Annotated in this window: 22 protein-coding genes; all 22 read right to left on the bottom strand. The window is 39.1% G+C overall.

The genetic code is table 11. From position 1 onward, the window contains the following. On the bottom strand, window positions 1–2,259 hold a 2,259-nt coding region (locus tag RFW85_RS03470), incomplete at its 3' end, for a phage tail protein (protein ID WP_309171147.1). 55 nt (window positions 2,260–2,314) lie between these two features. Beyond that, window positions 2,315–2,980, bottom strand: a complete 666-nt coding sequence (locus RFW85_RS03475; protein WP_309171148.1) for a tail assembly protein — start codon at window positions 2,978–2,980, stop codon at window positions 2,315–2,317. After that, window positions 2,964–3,719 (bottom strand): Mov34/MPN/PAD-1 family protein, encoded by a 756-nt coding sequence (locus tag RFW85_RS03480; protein WP_309171149.1) that lies wholly within the window; start codon window positions 3,717–3,719, stop codon window positions 2,964–2,966. The genes RFW85_RS03475 and RFW85_RS03480 overlap by 17 nt, the downstream gene beginning before the upstream one ends. A gap of 6 nt (window positions 3,720–3,725) precedes the next feature. Continuing rightward, window positions 3,726–4,532: a phage minor tail protein L gene (locus tag RFW85_RS03485; protein ID WP_309171150.1), complete on the bottom strand. Its 807-nt coding sequence runs from the start codon at window positions 4,530–4,532 to the stop codon at window positions 3,726–3,728. Continuing rightward, on the bottom strand, window positions 4,519–5,376 hold the full coding sequence (locus tag RFW85_RS03490; RefSeq protein WP_309171151.1) for a pyocin knob domain-containing protein: 858 nt from the start codon (window positions 5,374–5,376) through the stop codon (window positions 4,519–4,521). The genes RFW85_RS03485 and RFW85_RS03490 overlap by 14 nt, the downstream gene beginning before the upstream one ends. A gap of 54 nt (window positions 5,377–5,430) precedes the next feature. Next, window positions 5,431–5,772, bottom strand: a complete 342-nt coding sequence (locus RFW85_RS03495; RefSeq protein ID WP_032031541.1) for a phage tail protein — start codon at window positions 5,770–5,772, stop codon at window positions 5,431–5,433. A 159-nt stretch (window positions 5,773–5,931) separates the two neighbouring features. Next, entirely contained in the window at window positions 5,932–6,171 is a 240-nt protein-coding gene (locus RFW85_RS03500) for a hypothetical protein (protein ID WP_309171152.1), read from the bottom strand. A gap of 97 nt (window positions 6,172–6,268) precedes the next feature. Beyond that, window positions 6,269–10,312: a tape measure protein gene (locus RFW85_RS03505; protein ID WP_309171153.1), complete on the bottom strand. Its 4,044-nt coding sequence runs from the start codon at window positions 10,310–10,312 to the stop codon at window positions 6,269–6,271. Window positions 10,313–10,408: 96 nt separating this feature from the next. After that, entirely contained in the window at window positions 10,409–10,939 is a 531-nt protein-coding gene (locus tag RFW85_RS03510) for a hypothetical protein (RefSeq protein WP_023188277.1), read from the bottom strand. 84 nt (window positions 10,940–11,023) lie between these two features. Beyond that, complete coding sequence (locus RFW85_RS03515) at window positions 11,024–11,371, bottom strand: hypothetical protein (protein WP_309171154.1); 348 nt, start codon at window positions 11,369–11,371, stop codon at window positions 11,024–11,026. A gap of 82 nt (window positions 11,372–11,453) precedes the next feature. Then, on the bottom strand, window positions 11,454–11,858 hold the full coding sequence (locus tag RFW85_RS03520) for a type II toxin-antitoxin system HicB family antitoxin (RefSeq protein WP_023188275.1): 405 nt from the start codon (window positions 11,856–11,858) through the stop codon (window positions 11,454–11,456). A gap of 64 nt (window positions 11,859–11,922) precedes the next feature. After that, window positions 11,923–12,105 carry a type II toxin-antitoxin system HicA family toxin gene (locus RFW85_RS03525; RefSeq protein ID WP_023188274.1) on the bottom strand — a complete coding sequence of 61 codons (183 nt, stop codon included), beginning with the start codon at window positions 12,103–12,105 and terminating at the stop codon, window positions 11,923–11,925. A gap of 331 nt (window positions 12,106–12,436) precedes the next feature. After that, a complete protein-coding gene (locus tag RFW85_RS03530; protein WP_001185621.1) occupies window positions 12,437–12,970 on the bottom strand; it encodes a hypothetical protein in 534 nt (177 codons plus the stop codon). Between the two features lie 47 nt (window positions 12,971–13,017). Further along, on the bottom strand, window positions 13,018–13,947 hold the full coding sequence (locus RFW85_RS03535; RefSeq protein ID WP_000094301.1) for a phage tail tube protein: 930 nt from the start codon (window positions 13,945–13,947) through the stop codon (window positions 13,018–13,020). 104 nt (window positions 13,948–14,051) lie between these two features. Further along, on the bottom strand, window positions 14,052–14,264 hold the full coding sequence (locus tag RFW85_RS03540) for a hypothetical protein (protein ID WP_030423712.1): 213 nt from the start codon (window positions 14,262–14,264) through the stop codon (window positions 14,052–14,054). A 1-nt stretch (window position 14,265) separates the two neighbouring features. Beyond that, complete coding sequence (locus RFW85_RS03545; RefSeq protein WP_030423713.1) at window positions 14,266–14,664, bottom strand: phage tail terminator-like protein; 399 nt, start codon at window positions 14,662–14,664, stop codon at window positions 14,266–14,268. A gap of 1 nt (window position 14,665) precedes the next feature. After that, entirely contained in the window at window positions 14,666–15,034 is a 369-nt protein-coding gene (locus RFW85_RS03550) for a hypothetical protein (protein ID WP_030423714.1), read from the bottom strand. Then, a complete protein-coding gene (locus RFW85_RS03555; RefSeq protein ID WP_030423715.1) occupies window positions 15,000–15,413 on the bottom strand; it encodes a hypothetical protein in 414 nt (137 codons plus the stop codon). Before RFW85_RS03555 ends, RFW85_RS03550 begins: the two co-directional genes overlap by 35 nt. A gap of 11 nt (window positions 15,414–15,424) precedes the next feature. Next, window positions 15,425–15,595 carry a hypothetical protein gene (locus RFW85_RS03560; RefSeq protein ID WP_005119785.1) on the bottom strand — a complete coding sequence of 57 codons (171 nt, stop codon included), beginning with the start codon at window positions 15,593–15,595 and terminating at the stop codon, window positions 15,425–15,427. Window positions 15,596–15,634: 39 nt separating this feature from the next. Next, window positions 15,635–16,276, bottom strand: a complete 642-nt coding sequence (locus RFW85_RS03565; RefSeq protein ID WP_005119784.1) for a hypothetical protein — start codon at window positions 16,274–16,276, stop codon at window positions 15,635–15,637. A 37-nt stretch (window positions 16,277–16,313) separates the two neighbouring features. After that, on the bottom strand, window positions 16,314–16,682 hold the full coding sequence (locus RFW85_RS03570; RefSeq protein WP_270902000.1) for a glutamate 5-kinase: 369 nt from the start codon (window positions 16,680–16,682) through the stop codon (window positions 16,314–16,316). Window position 16,683: 1 nt separating this feature from the next. Next, complete coding sequence (locus RFW85_RS03575) at window positions 16,684–17,073, bottom strand: hypothetical protein (RefSeq protein ID WP_057046531.1); 390 nt, start codon at window positions 17,071–17,073, stop codon at window positions 16,684–16,686.

Raw genomic sequence — 17,073 nt, forward strand, 5'->3', positions numbered from 1 at the left:
TTCAGTATAAGCCGTATCAAGCGCACCAGTTGATGGAAAGCCCCAATTAAGTTTTATACCGAATAAAATTCCTGTAGCTTGAATAAAAGCGGGTTTCGGCGGCAAGCCTTGCTTTCCAGAGAGTTCAGTCAAAGTTGAATAAACTGGTAAAGAAGCTATTTCAAATGCTGAAATCGCTGTTACTCGTGCTTGATATTGACCTGCATAAATACCAGGTACTTCGACTGAGTTATTGCCGGTTACTGGAAGCTTAATCCAACTACCGTCATCTTTACGCCACTCAACTTGATATTTAACGGCTCCTTTTGCCTGCGTCCAAGATACTATCATGGTAGCCACGTTGATGCCCTGATCAACTCGGCTTTCACCAGTAACAACGACATCAGTTACAGGATCCTGAATTGTTGGGTTCACAATCGAAATCGGAACCTCATCAAAATAAGCACCCTTATCAATGGCATCAAATTTGGCTGGGTTATATTGAAGTGCAGTCACTGAAAATTGATGATGCTCATCTTGGGTAATAGAAATCACTCGAAACTTCATTGTTGCTAAATCTTGGGCATCTATAACCCATACATTTTGAGCGGCAATAGCATCAAACTCATGAGTAACAGTAACCACTCGACCCGAGATCGATTGAACAATTCGAGTTTGAGCTTTGCCATCCTCGCCATTAATAATCAGCCTGTCACCGGCAACTGCGACCACATCATCACGGTCAAGCGTAATGCTTTTACGATCTGCTGAAATAGCTGATACACGACCACCATTTGCACGACCTGCAAATAAAGGATCAGCAACTTCAATCACTTTCCCCGGCAATGGTATATAACCGTCCAGACCAACCTTGAAAGACACAGTACGTGTTTCAAGTTGCTCAGACTTTAATGCCCACCAGCCTGCTCGCTGCGCTTGTCCTCGCGAAGTGCATCCCCATGCGTCAAGCTCAAGAATACGAACTTGGCCCGCTTCAGCAATTGCTTTCTCATCGCGAACAAACTCATATTCGGTTTTGTAGTGATTAGCCGGGTTATCCCATGCAATTTTTACAACATTGTGCCTGTCTCGAGCACGAGTACCTGCATATTCAAAATTGCCATCAATAACATTAGCCCGGGTATAAGTGAAGTAAGTATCTTGAGGAATATCCGCATCACAAATAATGCTATTGCCATCCCAAAATGTGATGGCACGGAATACACCTGCTAACTTAGTTAAAATTTCAAAGGCACCTTCGGCACTCTGAAGATAAACGTTACAAGTAAAGCGTGGTTCTTGACCGCCCAACCCATCCGGCACCATTTGGTCACAGTATTGTGCTAAACGATATAAAGACCACTTATCAACCATTAGCGGGGTTAAGCGGTCACCCAAAGCATAACGGTCTACTGTGCATATATCGTAATATATCCAAGCCGGGTTATTAGAATATGCCTCTTTGAAAGTACCGTCCCACATTCCAACATACTGACGTGTAACCGGATTATAATTTGTAGGGACTTTTAGGATTCTCCCCTTCGCATCCATTGCAACTTTAGCAACGTTTCCAAAAGTCTCAGCATCATACTGAAGACCCAATAATGCTGTATTTGGATAGCGTAATTTCGCATCGATCACTTCTGTTACAGCTGCAATATACATCTTGTCGCTGACATACTCTGAAGTTGAGTTCGGAGTAAGTCTGCGAACTCGAATTAGCCAACCTGAGTCAGCTCGAGGTAAATCAATCCGATGAGCACGTTCATAATTTGCAGATGTTTTATCTGAAATTTTGGTTTTTAGTACTTCAGTCCAGACACCACCATCAATCTGTAAATCAATTGCGTATTCGATTGTTACGCCAGATACGTCACCATTTGTAGCATTCTGAGTACGTAAAGGTCCCCATTTTAAGCGCAGACGAACTGCGTCAAGATCAAGATTACTAAAAGCGCGGACCCACGGTGTTTCAGACTTCAGCTCCACATCGATAGCAGTTTCATTTTCTACTGCAGGAAAACCTTCAATGTATTCCTGATCATTAGTACCATTTCTAAAATCAACTTTTACATTTTCAAAGTTAAGGCTTCCATCTGCATTCTGAAGTGGAGTTTCTTCTAAATAAATTGACTGAAGCCCATTAGCTAATCCTTCAATCTTGCCTTCAGCCAAGCCATATAGAACCTTGATAAAGGTTTTAGATTGTGCAGAATCTGGTGAAATGACAGGTTGTCGTTGTTTTTTACTGCCTTTTTTTGCGCCTACTACTGCATTCATAAGAAATCTCACGCAATAAAAAAGGCGCTTTAAGCGCCTATTAAATAATTAAAATCTACATCTGATCTTCAGGATATTGACCTGCGCTCACAATGAAGCCGCCGATTTCCCGTTGACCATAAAGAATTGGAACAGGATTACCTTGTGCAACCGTTGTTACGGCTCCGCCAAAGCCTTTGTTGGCACGGTTGCCATCTTGGTTTTGGTCTTGAGTATTATCAATTTTTGGCATGAGCATCATGGCCACTCCACCAAGCATCATTCCAATACCTGAGCCAATCAATGCAGCACCGAGTGGTGCTCCACCGCCCAATGTGCCTACAGTTACTAAAACCCCCACCACGACCATCACAGCACCCAATACAGTCTGTAATATTCCATTACCGCCTGCACCAACTACACGCGGGACGATATGAATAGTGTCTGCTTCAGTATTCATGTCTAGCTGCTCTTCACCGATATTGTCACCAGTGATTAGGCGCTTAGTTTCATGATCGTAAATGGCTGGGCGTTTCTTGCCTCGTTTATTACTTGAGTTCTTTCTTTTTAAAAACACGGCAAAGCGTAGGCCCTGCTCATGTGCATGCAACATAAAATGCTCAAAGCCAGCGATCTGAACTGATAATGCACGCATGGCTTCACGTGTATTTGCAACATCAAGCTTAAATTCACGACCGAATTTTTGCCCCAAGATGCCGTACAACTTAATTGTTTTTAACATCTCTATGCCTCAAGATTTTTACCGTGCGATCTTTCCACTGTTGGCCATAAATTTCGCGTACTGACTTTCTGTTATATGGATGATGTAAAATTAGAGTAGATCCGATACAAGTTTCAGTTTGTTCAGATTTTAAAACTCCATTATCTCCTAGCCAGACTACCGCATGATTAGGATGCTCGGTACGTCCAACCCGACAAACCAACATATCGCCATATTCTGGTTTATCAACTTCAAAGAAACCTGCTTTTTCATAATTCTCAAGGTAAAGTGACGGATGATCTTTGTCTTCCCACCAGCCATCTTTTCGTTCAAAGTCTGGCAATTTAATACCAAGTTCGCGGTCATAAAAATCACGAACCAATGCATAACAATCCTGATAATGGTGAATATAGTTTCTTCCGACCAATGGAGCACGATAACCACAAGGTTCATAAACTTGAAAATCCAGATCCGGATATGAACAAATTACCCACGGCTTTTGATGTAACTCAATCTGAATTAAGTCTAGTTCTGAGGCTCTTGTAGTTCCGTCAGGGTGTGAATGCACATACGCTAATATCTCGCCCTGGTCTTCTGCTATAGCTAAATCTTCTGGATGGATTTCGAATTGATCAGAGTTTTTAGAAATATTGCGACAAGCGATATATTGCTTATCAACAATCACACCACAGCATTCAAGCGGATAGCATTCATCAGCATGCGCCATGATTGCTTTTTTTAGTTTCGCTGTAAGTTTCATAAGACCTCACAATAAACTTGAAGCCGGAAAACCACCGAAAGGCAATGGCTTATTCTCACCGAACCGCAAGCGGCAAGACCGCAGGCGCCCACCACATCGATCAAGTGCCGGATTATCAGTTGGCTCATCTTTATCAGTGAACATTGCTACACCTGTGTAACCACATTCCTCGCCCCGGTACTTCCCGACCATGCACCAATGACAAAGTGAAGTTATTTGGCGAACTGGGATTTTCAAACCCTCAAAATCGATTGGATTGGACAGCTCGAAAGTCACTTGTTGTGCATTTTCAGATGTCTTTTGCTCGATATACCAGATTTGCTCTTTTGATTCATTCGATGCCGTTGGGTTACCTGAAGTGAAGTTTTCAGCATCAAGGTATTTAGCAAGTGTCGTAATGACTTTAAGCTTAGCCCCAGCAAAGTCTTTAAACTGCAAACAGTAAGCAGACACAGCATTTTGAATGCCGTTAATATTGTTCGCCATGCTTAAAGTTGGCGCTGAAGCTTTACCATCTGAACGCATTTCAAGCCCAGATACTTCCAAAGCCATAGGCTCAAAAACTTGACCCTGCCAGATAATATTGCGGTTCCATACTTTCTGATCACCGGTGTCAAAAATCTTTCCAATGCTTCCAGAGTCTGCCCCGATCAATCCTTCAGATCCGATCGATGAGTAAATTTTTTCCCAATCTTGAAAAGCTATATGCCCGTGGAAACGTAAAATGCCAGCTCCAAGTGAGCTGGCATCTAGTTCATACAAATGGATTAATCCATCTACATACAGCTTCTGGAAATCACTATTCAGGGTCATTTTCTGTCACCACTGGCATTTCGGGTACTGGTTTAGGAATTTCTTGCAAGCGAATATCGATCCAGCGGCCCGTTGAAATATCAACTGGATTATCCAAATCAGCAATAATTGAAGCAGACTCAACATCAAACTTCTTTTTAAAAGTTTTGATTTCAATATCTTTATTTTCTAATTGCTGATAAATCACAGCAAAAAGAATGTTCCCGTTAGCATCTTTTGGCGTTTCGATATACCAACCTTCCGTTGCAAAACCGGATGATCCTTTAACAAGGTAATGACCAATGCCTAATTTCTCAAAAGAGAGGGGTTGCTCAGCAGCTTCATCGTTAGGTTCAATTTTATCTGCAAATAGTTTAACAACGGGAGATGCTGACTTGATGAAACCATTTGCATCCACAGTTGTATTTTTTGATGATAAGATTTTACGCCACGGCTGAAACGTATTTACATTCCAGTTTACAGACCTGACATAAAAATCGGAGTTATGCGTTATGCTTAATTGCGCACAAGCATCAGTTGAATCGTTAATATCTAAATTAATAATTGCCTGAGAATTGTTGTCAGGATAGTCTCCAGCACTTGAAATATTATTACCATTATTTTGCCAATAAAAGGCATTACCATTTCCCCTCAATGTTGATAATTTTTGACTACCTAATAGAATTGACTTTCCAACTCCAAAAGCGCCAACCTCCATCACATTGCCTGTAGCAGTACCTACATAACGACTAGCTGCATGGTTGTTATTCGTAAAGTTTTCATTTATTTTTGCGCCAGTAGAGCGGAATGTGTCGCCACCTGCGCCAGTCGGTGCCGTACCTAGATTAACAGTTTGAATCGTCATTTTCTTACTCGCATAAAAAAAGCCCCTAAATAGGGGCTTTGAAGAGATTTAAAGTTAAGGGTAAAAGACCTGAGTGAATGTCGTAGAAATTTGCCAAGTGTCACCGCCAATTTGGCGAGGCTGATATTCACCTGTTTTAACTCGAACTTCACCATCTAAAGGCGATTGCCAAAGGAAAGAATCAGCACCTTTGTGTTGATCAAAGAATGCTTTTATCTGCATGATTTCAGCTTTGTATGCAGTTCTTTGATATGACCACTCACCCGATTTATTGTTTATACCAACAGAAGTAGTTTGCTCATAACCATCACCAAATTTTGTTGATAATGTATTAAAGCGTTGGGTTTGATTGTTACCATCAAGGTCACATTCAAATGTAAATTTAAGACCACTCATAAATTTTTCTCACAAAAAAAGCCCGCATTAAGCGAGCTTTTGAAGGTCATAATTGAAGTATGACCAGATTAATAAACCTATATTGTAATTAACACAAAAGTGGAAATATGTTCGAGCACTACTTTGGTAATAAACCACCCTGCCTTTGTTCTTGGTGAGTTAATCCTCATCAACTACATTCAGGGCTGCGTATTGGAAAGCTTCTGATATTTGCTGCGAAAATTTTTGAGTCACTTCAGGGTTTAATGCTTTTCGAAAAGTAAATTCTTGATCTTTCATAAAATCTTGAAATTCACCCAAATCAATAACACCTTTCTGAACCAAGAATTTAATAGTGCTAAAATTTACTGCATTTTGTATATGAAAATTACCTAGCGCAATATCATCTGAATTACTCATTTTTACCTTCTCTTAATTGCCTTTTTAATGGATAACATTTACGGAGATTTCGTTAGATAACGAGATTATCCACTTATCACTATTCTGATCTAACGTTTTACCAACCTTGGCGCTTAGACATCATGAATCGTTTTTCAATCTTCGAGTCTACCATTGCCTCATTTTGTTTTTGATACTCTTTTAAAATGACTGTTAACTCCTTCCCATCCCATTCAGATGTTGCATCCACTTTCTCTGAAGTCTGATTGATAATAGTAACAGTGGGTTGAGACTTCTCAATTCTTCCAGAATTAATCGCATCAAACTGACGTGCCTCACGTCGTGTTGCTATAACGTCAGTTGTATTGTTAGAAACATAACCTCCTGGAGAGCTAGTACGCATGCTTTCAACAACGCTAACACCACCCCAGCGTTTGATATCTTCTTGCGACCAAACAACCTCACCTTTATGCACAATCCCTGCTGGAGTGTGTTTAAGTCCATTACCTGTATAACCACCGTCTGCAAATCCTTGCGGAGTTGCAGCTTGGATTAATGTAATAAAGCTACTTGATTTAGCGGTTGCTATTGCAGCCTCAGCCAATTTGTTCCAAACGGTACCTTGGGCATTTGCATATGCATCAGATGCAGCTTTCCAAACATTCATACCAGCTTGAGCTAAAGCAAAGGCCTTTTGAGTTGCAAACAAAGTTTTATAAGCCGTTGATGATTCTCCTAGAATTGCACCAAACATTCCTGTAAATGCCCCAGTCACCGCTTGAGCTTGTGATAACTGTAGATTCAACGAGTCGTTTTGATAAGTTGATTCAATTACCTTCATACGCTCTGTATGCTCAGCCCAAATTTGCTCCCTTTTTGCTGCAATCTCTTCTAAGTTTGCATTTGGGTCTTCAGCTTGAATATCGAGTGCAGCTTTTTGATTATTTGCTAAATTTAGAGATTGAGCCCTCCGATCAATGCGCGTTTGGTTTAATTGGTATTGCTGACTATTACCAGTCATATCGGCTTTAGTCTGATCCCAATTTTTACTAGATTGAAAAGCCTTATCTAGAATCTCTAGACGTTCTTGCGCCTTAGATAAAGATAGACGTTCCCGTCGCTCTTCCTCATCCTTAGTAGTTAATGCAATCTGTTCCCGTTCAATACGATACCTTTCCTTAATGGCATCAACTTCTGAATACAAGAACTGTCTGGCCTGAAATAAACGCTGCTCTCGTGCTATCTGAATTAGTGCTAATTCTTGTTGCAGTTGTTTTGCAAGTAAATCTACTGCCGCTTTTCTTTGTTCCTTTGTTAATTCTAGATCATGAGCAGCTTCAAACTGACGTTTTGCAAAACTGTCTGTTAAAAGCTGTTCTTCTGTTTTTAAAAAGTCACGGTAAGAATCTAGCTTAGACTTTGTGGCTTGCTCTGCAATTGCAATATCATTATCTGCACGAGCTCGTAGCTCAGTCTTAATTTGCTCTTTACGCTCAGGACTAAAATTAGCTTTATCAACATCTTCAAGTTTTTTAGCAAGATCATTTCGGATCTTAGTAACTTGATTGGCAACTTCATTTTCAAGCTGAAGACGTAACTTAGCTTGTTCTTCAGCTAGCTTGGTGTTGTCCTGAAGTAATTTATCAAAATCTTTCGAAGATATATCTCCCGCTGTATAACCATTAACGCCTGCCATATAGCCTTGGTAATCTTTCCAGTACTGGTTATTATTTTTACCAATACCTTTACCCTTTTGGACATTGCCTTCGCCTGCGTGGTAGGCTCTGACAGCTTTTTCTAAATCTCCCTTGAAAAGTTTTAAAAGGTACGACATGTACTTACCTGCACCTTCAGCAGACTGAGCTAAGTCATAACGGTCTTTTACTCCATATTGCTTTGCTGTACCCTCTAGAAACTGGAACCCACCTGTTGCGCCTGTAGACTTGTTGTAAGCTCTGGCATTACCACGTGACTCAATCATATGGATTGCAGATAAGGTGCCAGCTGGCAAGTTATATTTAGCTTCAATATCGGCAAAATTATATTTAGCCGCATTAGCTTTAACTTTCTCATTCACTTGTAAAACTTTTTGTTGTTTCTCAAGTTCACTCGTATGTTTTCGCTCAGCAGCAGTTAGCTCATCCTTTTTGTCTTTCAGTACATCGAGGGCCTTTTGAGCTTGTGCAACTAAATCCATCTCCTCTTTGGTTACAATTGCAGTAGTACCTGGAGGAGCAACGGCTTGTTTTGCCTTTTGAAGTTCAATAATCTTTTTAACAGTTTCTTCACTGTAGCCAAGATTTAATAACGCCAGCTCTTCATTCGATTTAAGTACTTCTGAACGAAGACTTTCGAAATAACCTTTTTGCGCTTTAGCTGCACGATCGGCTGCGTTAGCATTACCATGTAGCTCATCCGTATTACTCTTTACTTGTACTGCTGCATTTTGTGCCTTATTGCCAGCAAGACTAACTTCAACACCGAATATTTTGAGCTTTTCTGCAGACAAACTTGCTTTAGATGAGTTTTCATCATATTGGGCAGCTTGCTTTTTAAGATTTTCATACAGATCGGTAGGCAGTTTAATTTTATTTAAACGTTCAATGGCTTCCGAATAACTGATTGTTCCAGTTCTTGCATCTTGTGAAATCTTTTCAACCTCTTTATTTCCTCGTGCATAGTTTTCGATATCAATTAAAGCTGCACCAACCGCGAATGAGGATTTTTGTAGTGCTTCATTTTGAGCCTTGAACGCTGTAGTTAAATCATTAACGGCTTTTGCCTTATCATTGCCAGATAATTTTTTTAAAGCTTCATCTGTTCTTTCAGCAACTTTTGCCTGTTCTTCAAGTTTCTGGGTAGCTTTTGCAGCCTTATCTTGGAAATACATATAGCCAGCCGCCAAAGCCGTAATTCCAAGTGTAATTGCACCTATCGGTCCACCCACTAGACCTAAAGCTCTACTACCTAAAGTGGCTACTGTAGTTAATCGAGATTGAGCTACCGAATAAGCTGTTGTCGCAATGGTTGCTTCTTTTACAGCAATATTATGGGCAACTTCAGCAGCGGTTAGTCTTTGGATCGCTGCTGCACGTGCATTTGCACTCAATGCTGCATTATATTCTGCTCGAGCCAAACCTACCTCTGTGAGAGTTAATGCAGCGGATTGTCTTGCTCGCATTGCTTCTACACCGAGCAACTGTACTTGAGATTGTGCCTCTGCAAAATTGGCTGCTCTTTGTTGAGCAGATGCAACGATACTAGCTTGAACGGCGACTGTTTTAGTTAAGATAGACTTTGTTATTAAGCCAATTCCAACAACTATTGCACCATCAATGATGACATTTAAATTATTGCCAAGTAACTGAATGCCACCAGCTAAAGTTTGTGCTGCTCCAGATCCTTTGCCTGCCTCACCTACAAATTTTGTAATTTGATTATTCAGAAGGGTCAATGACTGCCCAATAGTGACATCTGTTTTAGCAAATAATGCATCAACATCATTCTGAACATTTTTAAGTGCTTTAACAATTTCTTGTGAAGTAATTTTCCCTTCAGCCGCAACGGAACGCAATTCACCAACAGTAATACCCATACCCTGCGCAATTGCTTTTGCTAAAGCTGGTGTTTGCTCCATGACAGAATTTAATTCTTCGCCACGCAAAGTACCACTTGCTAAAGCTTGTCCAAACTGTACTAAAGCAGCATCTGCAGCTTGAGCACTGGCACCACTAATCGCTACTGCTTTGGAGACAGTTTCAGTTAAGCGAGCGGTGTCATCCATAGTCAAATTCAACGTTTTAGCATTGTCACTAAAGCGCTGGTAAACCTGTAAAACTGAATCCCAAGCTGAATAAGTTTTTTGAGCAATATTGAAAGTATCTTCAGTTGCTTTATTTAGTTCAGTTTGATTTTTGGTAACAAGCTTTAGACGGTTTTGAAGGCCAGTATAAGCATCCATTTTTGAAACAGCTTCACCCGCCGTAACTAACCCAGCCATATAACCTGCAAGTGACCGCGTTGCTACTGACAAACCGTCCATGGACTTAGAAGCGAACTCCCCTTTACGTTCTATGCTATCGAGCTCATTGCCTAGATTTCGTGCATTACGTTCAGCATTTTTTGAATCTATGACAATTACTAAACGAGATTCTTGTGCCATACCACTTTTCTCCAGGCAACAAAAAACCCACTCAATGAGTGGGTTTTTAAATAACTAAACTTTTAATGCTTTAGGAAATATAATCCCGAAAGCACCTTATTCCTTAATCTTTTTCATCAAAGCAGTTAAAGTTTTAACTGGTTCACTTGCTTGTCCTTTCTCAGAATAAAATGAACCTTCTCGATAACCTTTAGAAACTGTAACAATTCTGAATTTTACATTTTTAGTATTTAGAATTTTATCTATGTAAGACTTCGGCAAAACTACTACGCTGACAGATTTCCATAATGATCCACCCATATGCACTGTTTTAGTTGAATCAACTGAAACTTTAAAATTCTGAATTTCACCATCTACATTAAAGGAAATACTTTCAATTAAAGAAGATATGTCGCCAAGGCTAAATGTTAATCCAATATTTTCCGGATCTGCGCTTGTCCACACCCCACCAAATGCAACTGAACTTAAAACTGTTGGCTTATCATATACGTAAACACCATATTCTTTAACGCTACATGTAGTCCTATTATCAAAGCCACTAACCTTACATTCAGGATCATACTTGTCTTTTGCAAGAATTTGAGTAGAAACTATTAAGCTTAAAATTATTAATAATATTTTTCTCATGAAAATATCCACCAAAATTAATGGGTAAAATTTAACAGTTCAAAGAATTAAAAACTACCCTTCAAATTTCTTAATATTTAGTCATTAGATACATTTAATAGACCAAGCTTGTTTATAAAACTTAATCACAGCCTCAAAATCTCTCAAAAGCACTTCTTCTGAATATTGATGTGGAGAAAGCTTAAGTAGTGCTGGCATATAGTGATTTTTGTAGACTTCAGGATATGTCTTACACAATATCTCTCGCTTCTCATCATTTGGTACATCATGATTATTTAATGCATCAAGCATCTTATCTATTTCTTGTTTTGAATTTAGATATTCCTCTTCAACTGAAGGAGGGAGTGGTTGTATTTCAACTTGTTTAGTGCAGCTAATTAAAACCACTAATAAAATAGAGCACCCCAATGTATATAAAAGTTTTGCTAACATATTCTTAAATCTTATAATTAATTGTTTCTATTATATATTTTTTAGATATTAAAAAGCCACTCGATTGAGTGGCTTCACTACATTAAGCATGTAATAGCTTTTCAGCACCAGCGGCCAAAAATGCTGATCGAGTTTTAAATCTTTTATCTTTACCTACGTTATCATCAATCTTCCGAATTAAACGGCTAGGTAAAGTTACATTGATTTTTTCCGGCTTACCTAAATAACGGCTGACATCAACTTCAGTAACTGCCCAGATCATACCTCTATAATCTTCTTGGTCAATAAACTTACTGACATCCGATGCTAATGGAATTTCTTCTCCATCTTCAGCAAGAATTTCTAAGTGGCCAGAAATTGCCTCTTTAACGTTCTCGATAGCTTCGCCTAATGTATCGCCTGCGCTAAAACATCCTGGAATATCTGGAACGGTGACACCAAAGGCTTCAGTGTCGATACCTCTCTCAATAGCAATTGGATACAACATTGCACTCACCTCATGTACAAAATCGTACTGCGAAATAGGACTATATGAGTCTGATTGAAGCGGGTCAATTTAGACCCGCTTGCTTCAAAATGCTTTTAACAGTTCCGCTTGGTAAATCCTTTTTAGGATGTGGGATGGTAACTAATCCCCTTTTGTTTGGGTGCTTGAAGTGATGATGACTTCCTGAAACCCTAACCTCATACCAACCGTCTGCTTCAATCATTTTGATTAAATCCAGACTTTTCACACCGTCCCCTTATTAACTTGATGAGATAATTATAACCCTAGGGTTGTTTTCAGTAAATACCTCTAGGGTTATTTTTTGGTAGAATGCTTCATTTTTTTATGCGAATCATCAAGAAAAATATTATCCATAGCGAATATGCAGTCGTTAAAAATATCTCTGTCGACTGGTAGTTCATAATGATCACAATATGCAGATATAGATGAAATATCTAAGGCTAGAGGAATACCTTGCTCATAACGTCTTGAGCGTGAAATGATGTTATATGCCGTTAATATTGCATGTGAGGTAAATGAATATTCAGGCTTCTGGAATTCTTCTGGCTTCTTCAAATTTAAGGCTTGGGCGATTGCCGTTTGCTTCTGGTTGTAGTCACTCGCTTCTTGCTCTGAGTTGAACTTTGACCAGTTGTAGAGCTTGAGGACTTTCCCACCACTTCATCCTTATAAGAATCTGCTTCTTTTTGGATGTTTTCTGCTTCTTGTCTCACAAACAACCAGATTGCTACGCCAAGATCACCTAGATTCAACAATTTAATTGCATTTTCCTGCGAATATTCTGGTTCATACACAATCAATTCTTGGTTTTCGGTTACTTCTTCAAAAACTACGCCTTTCCAGTCCTCAATTAAATGGCAGGCTGCAGCTTCAAGAAGCAATTCATGATAGAGCTTGTCATCTTTACTAGCTTTACTTACGTCATAACCTTTAGATGTGATTTGGTTATTTGCTCGTTCAAGAGCTACTTGATATGGTTTATATGCGATACCTCGTATCTTAAATTCAGCTAAAACATTGCCATCGCCATCAACATACTCCCGCCATTTGCTAACTGTTTTACTGGTCTGAATGCTTACTTTTAAAGCCATTTTAAACTCCAAAAAAAGCAGCCCTAAGGCTGCTATCAGATTAATATTTAAGGCGCAGGAACTGCTGCTGGTGTACGAGTAATTGTTGGTGCTACTTCTACGACTTTATATTCGAATGAAGCATTTAAAAGATCTGAATTACCACCACTAGGTAATGGAGCTGTAATTTCAGCTTTAGGAATAAAAATTTCATATTTATTCCCATCTGTATCAGTGATTGGAACTTTTAATGAAATCGTTTTGTTAGTGAATTGCTTTTCATACATATCGGATGTATTGCGTGACCAAGCTGCGGTAAATGAACCTGTACCTGTTGCAAGCATTTCTAGGATTGCACGTGCATCAATACCACCACCTAAACAGCGTTGTAGCTGCATTGTGTTATCCCAATTAAATGTAAAAGCGGTCAAGCATGAAATCCCAGCTTGAGAAACGCCGTCAATTAAAATGTCACCTACAGAGACATTCGACATTTTAGGATTGTTATCTGCCGCTGTAATTGTTCCAGCCGGTGCTGAAGAAAAGTTTGTACGACCAAGAGCCATAAGGCCGAAAGTCATTGTAATTAAGCCAGCTTCAGGAATATCAATTCCAAAAGTGTTTACATGACACCCACGGAAAACATGGTAGTCATTAACATCTTCAAAGCCACGTAAAACAGAAAATGTTTGACGAAGTGTGCCACCAAAAGTTAATACATTTGACGACCAATTATTAAAAGCAGCTGCAGCCATTAAGTCTTGAACTAATGAACTGTACTTCGCTTCACATTTTAATTCCCCGGCATACTCTGCACCGGTAATCATTGATGAACGTGCAATACGGCCACTTGTGATTGAGTTAGAGTCTTCCTTTGTTACTGTCGCATCAAGGCCATTTTCAGTAAATTCAAAGGTCGTACGTACGAAGGGTGATGGTGTGGTACCAACAGTGGTTTCCTTCGCGATTTGTGTTATCTGACGTGCACCACTCGACATGGCTTTTACTCCTTATAGGCATAAAAAAACCACCTCGAAAGGTGGTTACTAAATTAGGAACATAAAAAACCGCCCTCAGGCGGTAACTTCTTTAAAACTTAATATCAATCATCCAAATCAACACTTACTCCAGTAACAATATTTAAATTTGGTCCATTTATGCTATTAACATTAGCGAGGCGAATTTTTACATCAGAAATACATAATTTATTAGACAACTGCCATTTACTTAGCTCCTTAGCCATTACATCTGCCAAGTGTCGTTCAAGCTCTTGTTTTTTAATTTCAATTTCTTCTAATGTAAGCATGCAAGACATATCAATTCACTCTGTATCCGATCGTAATATTATATTGAACAAAGTCAGCATCTTGACCGGAATAAATTGATTGTCCATTCAAACATTCTAAATGTTCGACTGAGAAATATTCAAAATGTGCCAGCAATGCATCACTAAGTTCTGTTATTTCCCTGTCTCCAGTATTAGGACGGGCAAAACATTGAATTAAGATATTCCCAGTACGGCGTGTACACGGCTTATTTCCTAGTCCAGCAATAAAACTTGGTCCTCCCGTAATGGTTAAACGACACCACACACCTTTTGTTGGTACCGTAAAACCTGGTGCATTTGGATACTGGATTCTATCTTGAGAAATCCCTGTAAAACTCATCATTCGGTCCACGATAGCTTGTCTAGCTTGCTCTAAAGTCATTGCCATTTTAGCCACCGTACTTTTGAGTAATATAAGTAAACGTTGTGCTATAAATGCCCTGCGGTGCTTGATCGGACCAACCGTTTTCTAAACGCTCAGCATATGGCTGATTGTTTTGAATATAGATCAAACTCCCTAACTTAAACTTAACAGCTTGAATCGCGGCATCTTGCACCGCATTTGTAGAAGGCTCTCGCACACCGTAATCACCAGATCCAATAGAAACAATATGCGATGCCCGATAAGCTCCAGTATCAACAGGACTTAGATTAACCAAGGATTGCACAGCATCCATGGTGATTTTTTTTACATGCTCATCTGCCTGTTTCTCAACTTCAAAACTAAAGCTGCTCGGCCTTGCTCCCTTCCACCCCATGTTTTTTAACCTCACTTGCTTCGAACATTTCAAAAAGGTCTTGAGCGATCGCTTGTATCGAATACGCTTCAAACTCAACACTCGGATCGCGCTCACCCATTCTCCGTTTTACTATTTGCCAGATATGAACGGCTTCATGTAAAAGCAATCCATAAACTTGAATTTGATCTTTATCTTCAGTATCACCGATCTGGACAATCGCATATGCACCATCAGAAAAAGTACTAACCTGTGCATCTGCTCCCATATCCAAAAATTGATCGGCTTTATCCATATCTTCAAATAACAAATCCATGTGTAGTTGATTTCGAGCAAGCGTGTACTGCACATGTTGGAATGGCGATATATACCATTCAGGAACATAATCAGAATTAACCATGGTTTAACCTGTTAACTCGGTAAAGGCGTTTCAGTCGCTTCTCTACCATCAAATGAGTTATGAATAAAAATGCCATCCTCATATTTGGGATGGCATTTGCAATGAAATGTTGAATGGTGTTTTAAATCATTTTCAGGTATCACCTGAACGCTGTCATAAACTTCAAGTGCAGTCCAAGTCATTTTTGCTCCAATAAAAAACCCACCGAAGTGGGCTTTGAATTATTCAAAAAGTGGTATTTCGCCTCTAAATTGTGGAAACTCTAATAATGCTATTGCTCTAATTTCCTCTGCCAGAACGGAATCACCATCATTATGTTTTCCAATATTAAGATAATAATTTTTATGATTGTGTATATGATAAATAATCCATTCACCTGTTAGTTTTCCGTTTTCTATACGATCCAGATATTGCTTACTAGAGCTTAAGTAAGCCAACTTTGAAACTTTTTCATTTAAAGTTAAATTGGGATCATTATAAATATCTATAAAATCCTTATAAAAATTGGGGTTTGAATTGATCTGACTCTTAATATTTAAAGACATTGAACTTAACCCGATTTGTTCAAAGTGTTTATGCCACAAACCCTTCAATGGCATATATTTAAACAGAGTAGGTGGTTTCATTCTTTTGTAATTTATATCTGGATTTTCTAAGTTCCTCATTTCACTTAAGATCATATCTATATTAGCCCCCCTAAAGAATGCATAGAACATTTTTATTAGGAAAACTGAAGTAAATCTTGATTCGGTAATTTCTTCAAAATCACTATTCATAACTAAATGGAAAAATAAATGAACTTCATCCTGAAGATGGTCATTATTGGCTTTTATATTTTCATATATTTTTTCGACTCTACTCATAATATCCCCCTGCTCAGAGGGATATTAGATCAAGTATTTAAACCTTTCTCAACTGACATTTCCAAATAGTTGCAGCGGGATCCTGTTGAATGTGTTTGACACGAAAAGTACCTAAGGCTGTTAGCCATTCATCATCTATTTTCGGCACCATGGTTACTTCATTCTGCAGCACTGTAGCCTTTTTATCTGTGGCCAGTACTCCAAGTATCTGGATCTCATATTGACTGTATGAGCCAAACAGAACGCCACGGCCAGAATAGTTTTCTTTAACCTCAATAGAAGTTTCAGTTTTAGGATCCCAATTAGTTTTTGAGATCCGCTCACATGTAAAGGTATGAACGGCGTCCGCTAAATCATCATTAAATGCTTCAGCAATATCTGCCTGAATCTCGTCTCTTAAGCCCATATCACGCCCTGTAAAGTGGTATGCCAAAGCCATTAAAACTTGCATTTGGATCTTTCAAATCAAGTGAATCAATAAAGTCAATTGCTATCTGTTCAAAACTAGATATTGCTTCTGATCCGTCTTGGTATTCTTTTTCCGACTCAACAGAATCAGCTTTGACCTTCTTACGCTTCAATTGCTGCTCTTTGCCGTTATAAATTACTTTGGCCAGAATTCCTTTGATAATTTCACATGCAGCATCTTTAAGAAGTGGATCAATTGGATCTGGCACAAAACCTATTTTGTTTTTCATCCAAACATTTGCAAGTTGAACCAGACGAGCTTTATCACTGTCTGGTGCAAAATCGCTGCCCAAAATTGAATTTGCGTCATCTACAGTAATAAAGCTCAT

It is taken from the genome of Acinetobacter sp. 12966 (assembly GCF_031196995.1).
Lineage (GTDB): Bacteria > Pseudomonadota > Gammaproteobacteria > Pseudomonadales > Moraxellaceae > Acinetobacter > Acinetobacter geminorum.